The sequence below is a fragment of the Bacillus sp. FSL W8-0770 genome, assembly GCF_038008705.1.
Lineage (GTDB): Bacteria > Bacillota > Bacilli > Bacillales > Bacillaceae_G > Bacillus_A > Bacillus_A cereus.
This window is the reverse complement of record NZ_JBBOZR010000001.1, coordinates 614,743-628,671: the sequence shown is the minus strand read 5'-3', so window position 1 is coordinate 628,671 and position 13,929 is coordinate 614,743. Positions and strand designations below refer to the sequence as shown.

The following is a 13,929-nucleotide window of genomic DNA, read 5'->3' as shown; positions in this document are numbered from 1 at the left end:
TAATTCAAGCATAAATTTCTCACAAACGACAAAAATTAACAGAAACAATTGCACTTTAAGAGAGGTGGAAATTATGACAGAGCAAAAAGAACAACAAGAGAGTAAAAAACAAAAGCATATGTTTCCATCACTTCCGGAGAACATTAATTACATTGAAAATAAACTTTCTCATTCTGATGATATAAAAAAATTAGATCTCCCTTTTCAAAACGGAAAAGGAGCAATCTTATATATCGAATCTTTAGCAGATCCAAATCTAATTCATCAGTTAGTCCTTGAGCCATTATTAACGCGATCAGATTTATCTTTAGATAAAGCTTTTTCTACGTTAAATATGAAAAAAGAAACGAATTTAAATTATGGGATACAACTTTTATTACAAGGTAAATCCTTATATTTTCATGAACACGTCGACAGTTTTTGTATTTTCGAAACAACCTTATCTTTAAAGAGAGATATAGCAGAGCCTGATAATGAAGGAGTTGTGCGCGGTCCACATACTGGTTTTGTAGAGGATCTAGCAACTAATTTAACCTCTATTCGTAAACTCATTAAGAGTCCAAATTTAGTTGTTAAGTATTTTACACTCGGTGAAGAAATGCACACGAAAGTGGCAATTACTTATATGCAAAATATAGCGAATGACGATTTAGTTATAGAAGTGAAAAGAAGATTGGAAACCATTAAAACGGATGCACTTATGCCACCAGGATACATACAAGAATTTATAGAGGATACGTCTTTCTCCCCATTTCCGCAGCAATTAAATACAGAGCGTCCAGATAGAACTGTTGCTAATTTAATGGAAGGGCGTGTTGCTATTTTATCTGATGGAGATCCAACAGCACTCATCGTTCCTGTTACGTTATTTGCTTTCTATCAATCACCAGATGATTATAATAACCGTTGGATTGTCGGTTCTTTCGTCCGAATGATTCGCTTAGTAAGTTTTTTAATTGCCTTTCTCTTACCAGCTTTATATATTGCAACTGTTGCTTTTCATCCTGATGTGTTACCGCTCGAACTTGTGTATACGATTAAAGCTTCATTAGAGAAAGTACCGCTTCCTCCTATTTTTGAAGCTCTCTTAATGGAGTTAATTTTCGAGTTATTACGAGAAGCTGGTATTCGCTTGCCGAGCCGCGTTGGACAAACAATCGGTATTGTAGGTGGTTTAGTAATTGGGGATGCAATTGTAAAAGCTGGACTCGTTTCTTACACAATGATCATCGTTGTAGCTTTAACTGCAATCTCATCTTTTCTCGTTCCATCAAACGATATGAGTTCAGCAGTTCGGATTCTTCGTTTTCCATTAATGCTCCTTGCTGCCATATTCGGATATGTAGGAATATCATTCGGTCTCATTATAACTTTCGTTCACTTATGTCAGCTTCATTCATTTCATACACCATATCTTTCTCCTGTTGCCCCGATGCGGATTAAAGATATGAAAGATTCTTTCATAAGACTACCAATTTGGTCATTTTGGGAAAGACCACATGATCCAAAACCGAAAAAAATGCAGCGCCAACATGTAACGAGAGAGGATGAGGACGGTGACAAACACGCAAAGTAAAATTTCACTTGTTCAATTTACCTTTTTCGTTATTCAATGCCAAATTGGGGTCGGTATACTATCTCTACCTAACCGGCTTCATCCGATAGCAAAAGGTGGTGGTTGGATTTCTGCGCTCATTGCGGGGCTTGCCATTCAACTTATTATTTTACTTATGTGGCTTTTCTTAAAACGATTTCCTGATGCAGATATGTATAAAAGTGTTTGTATGCTATTTGGTAATAAGTTAGGAAAACTATTGGGCTTTTCTTATGTTTTTTATTTTACCCTTATCGGTATGACGGTTATGTTGAATGCTTGTAACGTCATTAAAGTATGGGTTTTACACGCAACTCCGTGGTCTGCAATTCTCATATTATGTACAGTAGCTTGTTGTTATGTAGCTTATAACACATTTAAAGTCATCGTACGATTTTATGTCATGGCCTCTATTCTCATTATTCCAATGGCCCTTTTAATTGCCCTAGGGCTTTCACGAGCTGATTTCTCTTATATTTTTCCTATTACAGAAGCCGGATGGTGGAATATAATTCAAGCATCCAAGGAAACAATTACAGCCATGTATGGTTTTGAAATTATTCTTATCGCTTTTCCAAAAGTAAATGGGAGTTCTATTGCAAAACTGAAGGCCATTTCTATCGCCAATGGATTTGTAACTCTTTTTTATACTTTTACCGTTTGGATTTGCTTTATCGTATTTAGTCCAAAGCAAATTGAGCTTATTCCAGAGCCAGTTGCTTACTTATTACGCTCCTTGCATATTGGAATTATAGATCGAACGGACCTAATCTTCATCCCAATTTGGATGATAACAGTTGTCGCTTCTATTGCTAGTTATTACTGCGCTGCTTCAATCGGAATTGGACATATATTCAACCTTGCTAATCATAAAAAGGCTGTTCCAATCGTTGGTATTATTGCTTTTAGTGTAGCCTTATTTATAGATACACCTGAAGAATTAAAAGTAATTTCAACTTTCACTGATAAGTTCACCTATATTTTCATCGTTGTTCTCCCTCTTTTATTTCTACTTTATTCAATAATAAGAAAGAAGAAAGGAGAACAGTATGTTCCCAAAAAGAGTTAAATTACTTTTAATATTATGTGCTAGTTCCCTCCTTTCTGGCTGTTGGGATCAAGAACCATTAAGGGAGGCAAGTTTAGCTTATAGCGTTGGAGCTGATATTACGGAAGAGAATAAACTCCAGCAAACAATCGAGCTCGTAAAAAGTTCAAGCGGAGAGCAATCTTCATTTGAGAATGAAATATATTCAGCAACCGGGCATAACATAATGGATACAGGCGATGCCCTAAAAAAAAATGTGACTGGGAATATTCGCTATTTTAAATATGGTGTTCAATTACTCGGAACCAAAATTCTAAAAAAGGGTATACTCCCCTATTTAGATGTCAGCTTTCGAGATCCAACAAACCCAACTGCTTTAGTAAAACTTATTGCAGTAGATGGTGAAACATCGGAGATACTCGAAAAAAAGAAAATAGGAAATTTACTAATTGGAGATTTTCTAAAGAAAAAAGTGAAAAGCTTAGAAGATATGAGTGTATTTCCAAAAGAAACTTTAGAAACAGCTGCTACAAAAATGTTAGATCCCGGTAAAGACTTTACCCTTCCTTCTATAAAAATAAAAGGAAAAGAAGTAGTTACAAACGGGTTAGCTTTATTTAACAATGATAAATTAACTGGGCATTTACCTTTGCAACAATCTGTTTTATTCGTGTTATTAACCGGAAAAATGGGAACAAGTGCCCGTATAACCCAAAAACTGACTAGTGATGAATCTGAGAAGACATCTGATTATTTAACAATGGAAATTAGTAATCGAAAATTAAAACGCGACTTAAAAATAACAACAGATAAAAAAGGAAATGTTTATGCTCACATTAAGCTCCAATTAAAAGTTATAGCACTTGAATCTCCAAGAGATAATATGTATACAATGGACGATAGAGAAAAACTAAATAAAGAACTTTCTAAACAACTCACGAAAGAAGCGAAAAAAATAACACGAAAACTACAAAAAGCAAATTGTGATGCTTTCGGTATTGGAAGACATCTTATCGCTTATCATCCTAACTTATGGAAGAAAAAAAATTGGAATAAAGATTATGCAAAAGTAAAATTCAAACCTGAAGTAGAAGTAAGCATTTTGTATAGTGGTGTCTTAAAATAAAAAGGTTGTATGCCGCTCGGGCATACAACCTTTTTATTTCGTATATCGATACACAATTGATTCATATGGTCTTAAGTTAAGTTTTGCAATATCCTTGCTGGCATCTTTATAATTCGACAGTAGTACTTCTTGTTTCATTCCATCTAACTGAACGTGCGCTGGTACTGAATACGTTATTTCTTCTCCATAGAAGTTATTTATAACAAGTAGTACTTCACTTTCTGTAGTACGAGTATATGCCCAAATTTTAGGATCATTTTTATCCAAAATAGCATATTCTCCTTCTGTAATTACATCATACGTTTTTCTAAGCTCTATTAACTTTTTATAATGATAAAATACGGACTCTTTATCTTCTAATGCTTTCTCTACGTTTATTTCTTTAAAATTTTCAGCCGCTGAAATCCAAGGTGTACTTGTTGTAAAACCACTGTTCATCTCTTCATTCCACTGCATCGGAGTGCGAGAGTTGTCACGAGATTTTTGCTTTAAAATCCCTATAATCTCTTCTTTTGATAGCCCTTCTTTTAGCTTTATATCGTATATATTTAACGATTCTACATCACGATATTGCTCGATGGACTCAAATTTAGGATTCGTCATACCGATTTCTTCCCCTTGATAAATATAAGGCGTTCCTTGCAGCATGTGCATGGCTGTCGCTAACATTTTTGCAGATTCGTTTCGGTACTTTCCATCATCACCAAAGCGTGACACGATGCGAGGCTGGTCATGATTACACCAAAATAACGCATTCCATCCTCCGCCCTTTTGCATTTCAATTTGCCAGTTAGACATAATCTCTTTTAATTTAATAAAATCAAACTCTGCTTTCGTCCACTTATCACCATTCGGATAATCTACTTTTAAATGATGGAAACTAAACGTCATGCTTAATTCATTACGCTCAGGATTAGAATATTTAATACAATTATCAATTGTCGTAGATGACATTTCTCCAACTGTAATGACATCTTTTCCTGCAAAAACATTTCGGTTCATCTCTTGTAAATATTCATGAACACGCGGGCCATCTGTATAATACTTGCGTCCATCACTTGTCGCAGTACTACCTTCATCGTTTAAAAAGCATTGGTCTTTTGAAATTAAATTAATGACATCTAATCGGAATCCCGTTACCCCTTTATCCAGCCAAAAGCGCATCATATCATATACTTCTTCACGCAGTTTTTCATTTTCCCAATTTAAATCAGCTTGTGTTTCATCAAATAGATGTAAATAATATTGCTCCGTCTTCTCATCATATTTCCAAGCAGATCCACCAAACTTAGACTGCCAATTATTTTTTTCATCACGCCAAATATAGTAATTACGATATGGACTATTTTTATCTTCCTTCGCTTCTTTAAACCACTTATGTTCAGTCGAACTATGATTTACAACAATATCAAGCATAATTTCAATGTTACGTACTTTCGCTTCTGCTAAAAGTTCTTCAAACTCTTCCATCGTTCCGTAAGATGGATCAATGCTGTAATAATCACTTACATCATATCCATTATCATTTTGTGGTGATTGGTATATCGGTGTTAACCAAATATAATCCACTCCGAGTTCTTTTAAATAATCTAGTTTCTCTGTAACCCCTTTTATATCACCGGTTTCTCTATTGTAATAACTATTAAAGCTCTTCGGATAAATTTGATAGACTACACTTTTATGCCAATCCTTCATGTTTAACTTCCTCCTACTTCTGTTTCACTCTTTTTGCAAATAACCATGTTAAAGTAAATGGGATTACAACTGCAATAATCATTCCGACAATAAACATTGGAATCGATTTCGGAATGATAGAAATAAATGCTGGCAATCCCCCAATTCCGATAGCAGGTGCTAATACACCATTTAATGTAATGAATATCGCTGCCACAGCAGACCCTATAATCGCTGCATAAAACGGGAACTTATTTCGTAAATTCACACCAAACATCGCTGGTTCTGTAATACCGAAGTATGCTGAAATGGCTGATGTTGATGCCATACTTTTATCATTTTGATTTTTAGAAATCCAGAACATCGCAAGTGCCGCACTACCTTGCGCAATGTTAGAAAGAGCAATCATCGGCCAAATAAATGTACCGCCATGTTGTGCAATCAATTGTAAATCAATTGCAATAAACATATGATGCATACCTGTAATTACAAGTGGTGCATATAACGCTCCAAATAATACTGCTCCAACTACTGGTACTGTTTCATATACACCTACTAATCCTACTGTTAATAAATCTCCAATATGACGTGTAACCGGACCAATAATTCCTAATGCTAACACACCTGTCACAACGATTGTTGTAATTGGTACAACTAATAATTGAATTGCATTTGGTACATGTTTCTTTAAGAAAATTTCTACTTTACTTAACACAAATGCAGCTACTAAAACCGGCAAGATTTGACCTTGATACCCTACCTTTTCAATTTGGAACAGTCCTAAAATATCGAAGTACTCAATCTTTTGTCCGTCTAAACCAGTCGCTGCTTTTCCATAGTCCCAAGCGTTTAATAAGGCCGGGTGCACAAGCATTAATCCCATAACAATCCCTAGTATTGGACTACCACCAAAACGCTTCGTTGCTGACCACCCGACAAGTGCTGGTAAGAATACGAATGCTGTATTGGCCATCATATTAATTAAATCCCAAAGCCCGCCTAAGTTCGGATAAACATCTAATAAATTTTTCCCATCAAAAAATAAGTCCTTTGCGCCTAATAGATTGTTAATACCCATTAGTAAACCAGCCGTTACGATCGCTGGTAATATCGGCATAAATACATCTGAAAATATTTTTACAAACTTTTGAGCTGGATTTAACTTCTGATTTCCAGAGTCTTTTACGTCAGCTACAGTCGATTCTTTCATACCCGCAAGCGTTATCAATTCAGCGTAAACACGATCTACATCTCCTGGACCAATTACAACTTGAAATATACCAGCGTTATGAAACGCTCCTTTCACTAATGAAACAGACTGTAATTTATCATTATCTATTTTACTTTCATCTTTTAAAGCGATACGGAGCCTCGTCACACAATGTGCAGCTTGTTCAATATTGTCTTTCCCACCAATATACTGCAACACTTCCTCTGCTGTTTTACGATAGTCTTTCCCCATATTCCCGTCCCTCTTTTCTTTTTTTGATACCGTTTACAATTACATATTAACTCGTATATATAAGTTAGTCAACACTCGTATATACGAGTTTGTGTTTTTTTTATAAAAAAAAGAGATGAAACAATATTTTGTTCCACCTCTTTACTTCCTGCGTGCCACATCCGAAAAGTGAAAAATATCTAAACGGTGGCGTGATTCTGTATATTCAAACTGACTTCCATCATACAAATGTGTAAAGTTTTTCACAACGACAACATAGTCTGTTCCATTTAAATCTAAATACTTTCTGTCATCCTCTGTACATGGCTGTACTTCAATTACCCTCTGCGAATAACTAATATGTAGCCCAAGCTCTTTCTCGATGTATTTATAAATCGATGCAGTTGCAATTTCTTTCGTTAATCCTGGAACAAACTCAGATACAAAATGATTTATATCTAAAATTACTTTTTCTCCATCAATATTTCGTACACGTTTAATATGGTCAATCACTGTTTTTTCTTTCACGTTTAATAACTTTGCTACGTCTTTCGTCGCTTCAATTTTCTCCATTTCTACGACATCTGTAATACAATGACGTCCTAAACGTTCATTTTCTTCTTGGAAACTTACAATACCACCAAAATTAAATTCAATATTTTTTCGCTTTAAAACAAAAACACCTTTTCCATGAATTTTTTGCACATATCCACGCTCTTGCAGTAAATCTACAGCTTTTCTCACCGTGCCTCGGCTTGCCTCATACTGCTTCATTAATTCTGTTTCTGATGGGATTTTGCATCCCTCTTTTAATTGTTTATTATCAATAGATTTACTGATTTCTGTATAAATTTGTTCATACTTACTCATCATCTACAATAGCCCCTTGTCACCTTCTAATTCTATATGTATTATAACATGCTTCACTCTTCTGCCAATCTCTCACTTATTTTCCAGTACAAGAAAAATATAGGTAAATATTTAATCTTTAAAACGTATTTTTATAAAAATTTTTATATTTTTCTTTTCATTCAAAAAAACATGTAGTATACTAACTTCAAAATCAGAGGAGAAAGGGAGCAAAGAACTATGCTTACTTATACAACAACTGTAGTTACATTTGCACAAAAACATCATCATCATACGTAACCCTTGAAACCTAGCGGAAAAATTACGCGTAGGTACAAGGGTTATTCCCGTTGTACCTACGCTTTGGCAAAAGAGCCATGTAGGTATTTTTTTATCTACATGGCTCTTTTTTTATTGTCAAAAGGCTAGTAAAAAATGATGTTTAAGCAAAACTTACTACAAAGGAGTTAACAAAAATGGAAACGAAAAAATGGGGATTATGGGTTTTAACAGCATTTGTTATCGGGAATATGGTTGGCGGTGGCGTATTTATGCTTCCAGCAAATTTAGCACAAGTATCAGGTCCAATGGGTTCTACACTCGCATGGAGTATTACAGGCCTTGGCGTATTTATGATTGCACTTGTATTTGGAAATTTAGCGATTCGTAAACCAGAATTAAAAGCTGGACCACAAAGCTATGCTCAAGCGATGTTTCCTTCAAAAAAAGCTGGTAAAGTTGCAGGATATAGTATGGCATGGGGATATTGGGCTGCTAACTGGGCTGCAACAGCATCTGTTATTATTTCCTTTGCTGGATATTTATCAACATTCTTTCCAGTTTTACAAAGTAAGCAAATTCTTTTTTCAATAAACGGATTTTCACTAGAACTCGGAAAAGGGTTAACTTTCCTTGTATGTAGCCTTATGCTATGGGGAATTCAATATATTCTTTCTCAAAATATTGATCGAGCTGGAAATATGAATCTACTTGCTACTATTGCAAAAATTATCGGATTTACAATGTTTATTGTAATTACATTATTCATTTTCAATGCTTCTAATTTCGGAGACGGTCAAACCTTTATGAATGAAGCAGGACAATCTATCTCGTTAGGTGGCCAAATCAATTCAGCTGCTATTGCAACACTCTGGGCATTTATCGGTATTGAATCAGCGGTTATGCTTTCTAACCGTGCAAAATCACAGCGCGATGTAAAAAAAGCTACGATTTTCGGATTAATTATCGCTCTTCTTATTTACATGTCAATTACTTTACTTACAATGGGAGCTCTTCCGCAAGATGCTTTAAAGGAGTCTCAAAAACCGTTAGTAGATGCATTAAATTTAGCAATTGGAAATAAAGGTGCATATATAATGGCCTTACTCGCTCTTATATCTTTATTTGGATCTACAGTTGGCTGGATTGTTGTTAGTTCAGAAGTACCTTACCAGGCAGCAAAAAATGGACTTTTCCCTAAGTTTTTCGGGAAAACAAATAAAAAAGGTAGTCCTTCAAAATCACTATTGATTACAAATATAATGACGCAAATTTTCTTATTTTCAACGATTTCTGGTACTGTTTCAGAAGCGTATAGTTTCGCTATCGTCGTAGCAACATTAGCCTATTTAATTCCATACCTTGTTTCTACCTTGTACCAATTAAAATTAGTTATTACAGGAGAAACGTATGATATACTGCCCGGATCTCGAGTAAAAGATGGAATCATTACGACATTAGCGTTGGTATACTCTATTTGGGTTATCAAAACGGGAACTGCTGATTTAAAAACATTCTTCTTAGGAATTGGATTGTTCGTATTAGGTCTTATTCTTTATCCAGTACTAATGAAAGACTCACAAAAAACGGATTAAATAAAGAGAAGCTGCTGGCTTCTCTTTTTTATTAAAAATCTGTAATTAACTTTTCTTTTAGCTCTCCTACAGATAAAGGTTTCGCATAATAAAATCCCTGTACATAATCACAGCTCATTGATTGTAACAAACTCTCTTGCTCTACTGTTTCTACTCCTTCAGCAACTACTGCTAAATTTAAACTATGAGCAATTTCAATAACGGATTTTACAATCGTTCGTTCTGGTTGTGCGTGATCATAATGAAATTCACGAATAAAATTACGATCAATTTTTACAATATCCAGTGGTAGTTGTTTTAAATAATATAAGGAAGAATAGCCAGTTCCGAAATCATCCAAAGCAATTAAAACACCCATATTTCTTAATTCTTGTAATGTAGCAATAATATAATCAAAATGGCGGACTGCTATGCTTTCCGTTATTTCTAATATTAAACGGTTCGGAGGAAAACCAGTTCTCTTTAAAATGCTACGTACAGAGAAAATAAAACGTTTCTGCATTAATTGTTGTATAGATAAATTCACTGATAACTTTAGTCCTTCTTGATAATTGGGCAATGTTTTAAACAATCGGCACGATTTTTCTAATACCCAGTCTCCTAGCTTTATAATAAGTCCAGACTCTTCAGCTACCGGGATAAATTCGTTTGGTGAAATAGGTCCGTCTTCTGTCATACAGCGTACTAGAGCTTCTATACCAGAATATCTCTTCGTTTTCAAATCAATAATAGGCTGCAATACTACATCTAACTCTTCATCACGAATTGCCTTTTGCAAAGCAAACTCAACTTTCATTCTACGATTTATTTTCGCGCGTAGCTCATCTGTAAAGAAACATGCAGCATTTCTCCCCTGTTCTTTTGCACTATACATAGCTAAGTCGGAGTTTTTCAATAATGTTTCCACGTCTTGTCCGTCTTGTGGATAAGAACAAAGTCCTAGACTAGCTGAAATATATACTTCATGGCCTTCAAGAATAAATGGTGCCTGGAAACATGACAACACAGATGTCGCTAACTGCCTCATATCATCTTGCGTATGATTTTTTGTTAACAGCACAAATTCGTCGCCACCTAGCCTAGCCAGAACATCTTTCTCTCCTAGTACATAATGCAACCTTGAAGCGACTTCGCTTAAAAGTAAGTCCCCTATCATATGACCTAACGTATCATTTACTAATTTAAAACGGTCCAAATCAAAGTAAATCATACCAAATTCTTTTTTATCTGCAATCAATTTATTAACGGTCGTTATTAATTGCAAACGGTTCGGCAAACTCGTTAAAGCATCATGATAGGCAAGTTCCCTATAACGACTTTCACTTAGTCGCAACCTCTGTTCCGCTTCTTTTCTACTACTAATATCATTTCGTATTGCGATAAACTGGTATGGCTCTCCTTTTTCATTTAAAAATGGAACAATTGTTGTTTTGACCCAATAATATGTACCATCTTTTGCTCGATTCCGAATCTCACCTGTCCATACTTTCCCATTCAAAATACGTTTCCATAAGTTTTGAAAAAAGGTTTTCGGATGATGACCTGAATTTAAAATACGGTGATCTTTTCCAATTAATTCTTCCCTTTTGTATTTAGAGATTTCACAAAATTTATCATTTACATATGTAATAAGACCTTCTCGGTCTGTAATTGCAACAATTGAAGACTCATCTAATGCTAACTTTAAATCTCGCAACGAAGAGTCATATAATGCATGACCTCTCTGTTCTAGCATGCGCATCTCTCCTTGCTTCTATCTGACTAAAACACAACCTGTTTCTCTTCATAGAAATAGAGATATTTCATTTTCTAATACTAGCCCTTTACATAAATTATCTTTTTAAATAAACCGATTAAAATAACATAATATTATTTGTAATAAAAAGCAATATTATACCGTTTCAATTATAACTGGTAGCTTCCCATATCTCTAATTACTTCGCGCCTTATTATACCGCAATCCTTTTAAGTAGCTCTATGCAAGCCTTGTTTCCAACTAATACCACTCATATCTGATCTCTTTGTTTTTAATAACGAAATAGAAATTAGATCATACTACATAACTATTCACGAATAATAATATGAAAATCTACATTAATGTGTATGTTTTTGAATTACAATAACAAAATATTAACATATTTCTACCTTAACTTTGGAATTATTTTATAAATAAATACTGTATTAAACTAAAAAAGAGGATAGCCTCTTTTTTAATTTAATACGAATATGGTATTTGCTGATAACCTGGGTATGGCATTGGATACGTTACAGGGTATGGCGATGGATAAGCTACTGGATATGGAGCTGGATAATATCCTCCACTTGTTGCACCTGTTAATGCACCAGCTGTCAGTCCGCCTAACACTCCTCCTGCAAAGCTTCCAGGGAAAAATCCGCCTCCCCATGAACTACCACCACCCCAGCCCCATCCGCCTCCGTGATGATGATGGTGATCATAGTGATTGTGTCCTCCATGGTGATGATGTCCACCGTTATGATTGTGCCCACCATGATTGTGTCCTCCATGATGATGATTTCGATAGTACAATCCATTATTTTCTATATAATTCATGTTTCTCCGCTCCTTTTCGATTTTTTCATTTTCATATGCGTTAAGAGTGGGATAAAAAATGGGATAGTACACTGTATGTAGGACAAATGCGGAAAGTATAGGTGAAATGTCTATATTTTGTAAAAAAAGCAAAACACCTTATAATAAAGATGTCATATTACATCTTCTATTTAAGAAGTCTATATTGAAAAAAGATTAGGGGAATTATATAGAAATGAAGAAGCCTATCGTTCAATTACTATTAATATTTACAATTGTATCTATCGTTCTGTTCCTATTAAATACATCGTATATTTCGTTATATACATTTGTCGGTGCTCTATGGTCCATCACAATTGTCGGAATTTCATTCGTTATTTTTATAGAAAATAGATCTCCACAAAGTACGTTAGCATGGTTTTTAGTATTAGCACTTCTTCCTATTATAGGTGTGCTTTTATACGCTATTTTCGGACGCAGCCGCTGGAGAAGAAAAAAACATCTCCATCGTTCAGAAGAACAAAGAAAATTATTCCGTGAAATATTAGAAGGAAGAAGACTAGAGTTATTACTCACAGTCCCACTAAATGAACGTTCCATACATTTAACAGAAGTCATACAAAAATTTGGAGGTGGTCCTGCCGCAGATAAAACAACTACAAAACTTTTAACAAACGGAGATCAAACATTTTCAGAAATTTTGCGAGCTATAGAGCAGGCAAAGCATCATATACATATTCAATACTACATTTATAAATCTGATGAAATTGGTACAAAAGTTCGAGATGCTTTAATACAAAAAGCAAAAGATGGTGTTATTGTACGCTTCCTTTATGATGGCCTTGGAAGTAATACGTTACGACGGCGATTTTTGCAACCTATGAAAGAAGCTGGGATTGAAATTGTAGAATTTGACCCTATTTTTTCAGCTTGGTTACTTGAAACTGTCAATTATCGTAACCATCGAAAAATTGTTATTGTAGATGGAAAAATTGGTTTTACCGGAGGACTCAATGTCGGTGATGAATATCTTGGCCGTTCCAAAAAATTTCCTGTTTGGCGTGATAGTCATTTAAAAATAGAAGGAAAAGCATTATATAAATTACAAGCAATCTTTCTAGAAGACTGGCTCTATGCCTCTAGTGGTTTAAATACTTATTCCTGGGATCAATTCATGAATAGACAATACTTCCCAGGTAAAGAGATTTCAAATGCAGAAGGTGCTGTTCAAATCGTAGCAAGCGGACCAAGCTCCGATGATAAAAGTATTCGTAATACATTATTAGCTGTTATGGGCTCTGCAAAAAAATCCATTTGGATCGCTACACCCTACTTTATTCCAGATCAAGAAACTTTAACATTATTACGCTTAAGTGCAATTGCCGGAATAGATGTACGGATTTTATATCCAGGTAAAAGTGATAGCATCATTAGTGATCAAGCATCTCAATCCTATTTCACTCCGCTTTTAAAAGCTGGTGCTTCTATTTACAGTTATAAAGATGGTTTTATGCATGCAAAAATTGTACTCGTTGATGATACAATTGCAACTATTGGAACAGCGAACATGGATGTACGTAGCTTTGAATTGAATTACGAAATTATTAGCGTGCTTTATGAATCAAAAACAGTTCACGACATTAAACGTGATTTTGAAGAAGATTTTAAACATTCAACTGAAATTAAATGGAACTCTTTCCAAAAAAGAAGTATAAAAAAACGCATATTGGAGTCTTTCATGAGGCTCATTTCTCCTTTACTGTAGGCAATCA

General features: G+C 34.8%; 10 protein-coding genes. 5 read left to right on the top strand and 5 right to left on the bottom strand.

From position 1 onward, the window contains the following. The first annotated feature begins 73 nt into the window (after positions 1–73). Genes gerKA through NST27_RS03190 form a run of 3 tightly spaced genes read left to right on the top strand, consistent with a single transcriptional unit; the run spans position 74 to position 3,768 of the window. Entirely contained in the window at positions 74–1,576 is a 1,503-nt protein-coding gene (gene gerKA / locus NST27_RS03200) for a spore germination protein GerKA (protein WP_000139243.1), read from the top strand. Beyond that, complete coding sequence (locus NST27_RS03195) at positions 1,557–2,663, top strand: GerAB/ArcD/ProY family transporter (protein ID WP_000185796.1); 1,107 nt, start codon at positions 1,557–1,559, stop codon at positions 2,661–2,663. The genes gerKA and NST27_RS03195 overlap by 20 nt, the downstream gene beginning before the upstream one ends. Then, positions 2,644–3,768: a Ger(x)C family spore germination protein gene (locus NST27_RS03190; RefSeq protein ID WP_000484126.1), complete on the top strand. Its 1,125-nt coding sequence runs from the start codon at positions 2,644–2,646 to the stop codon at positions 3,766–3,768. Before NST27_RS03195 ends, NST27_RS03190 begins: the two co-directional genes overlap by 20 nt. Before the next feature lie 33 nt (positions 3,769–3,801). On the opposite strand, the gene treC is transcribed toward NST27_RS03190, so the two are convergent. The 3 genes from treC to treR form a co-directional block, all read right to left on the bottom strand. Beyond that, positions 3,802–5,463, bottom strand: coding sequence for an alpha,alpha-phosphotrehalase (gene treC, locus NST27_RS03185; protein WP_000656144.1), 1,662 nt, complete (start codon positions 5,461–5,463; stop codon positions 3,802–3,804). 13 nt (positions 5,464–5,476) lie between these two features. Continuing rightward, complete coding sequence (gene treP / locus NST27_RS03180; RefSeq protein WP_000513940.1) at positions 5,477–6,904, bottom strand: PTS system trehalose-specific EIIBC component; 1,428 nt, start codon at positions 6,902–6,904, stop codon at positions 5,477–5,479. Between the two features lie 141 nt (positions 6,905–7,045). Beyond that, a complete protein-coding gene (gene treR, locus NST27_RS03175; RefSeq protein ID WP_000987235.1) occupies positions 7,046–7,756 on the bottom strand; it encodes a trehalose operon repressor in 711 nt (236 codons plus the stop codon). A gap of 452 nt (positions 7,757–8,208) precedes the next feature. On the opposite strand from treR, the gene NST27_RS03170 reads away from it, so the two are divergent. Then, positions 8,209–9,606: an amino acid permease gene (locus NST27_RS03170; protein ID WP_000448444.1), complete on the top strand. Its 1,398-nt coding sequence runs from the start codon at positions 8,209–8,211 to the stop codon at positions 9,604–9,606. Positions 9,607–9,637: 31 nt separating this feature from the next. Here NST27_RS03170 and NST27_RS03165 read toward each other — a convergent pair whose 3' ends face one another. Next, the gene (locus NST27_RS03165; protein ID WP_000893343.1) at positions 9,638–11,341 is read right to left on the bottom strand and encodes a putative bifunctional diguanylate cyclase/phosphodiesterase; all 1,704 of its coding nucleotides are present in this window, start codon (positions 11,339–11,341) and stop codon (positions 9,638–9,640) included. A gap of 480 nt (positions 11,342–11,821) precedes the next feature. Beyond that, positions 11,822–12,178, bottom strand: coding sequence for a hypothetical protein (locus NST27_RS03160; protein ID WP_001106406.1), 357 nt, complete (start codon positions 12,176–12,178; stop codon positions 11,822–11,824). A gap of 214 nt (positions 12,179–12,392) precedes the next feature. On the opposite strand from NST27_RS03160, the gene NST27_RS03155 reads away from it, so the two are divergent. Beyond that, the gene (locus tag NST27_RS03155) at positions 12,393–13,922 is read left to right on the top strand and encodes a cardiolipin synthase (RefSeq protein WP_000743031.1); all 1,530 of its coding nucleotides are present in this window, start codon (positions 12,393–12,395) and stop codon (positions 13,920–13,922) included. The last annotated feature ends 7 nt before the right edge of the window (positions 13,923–13,929 follow it).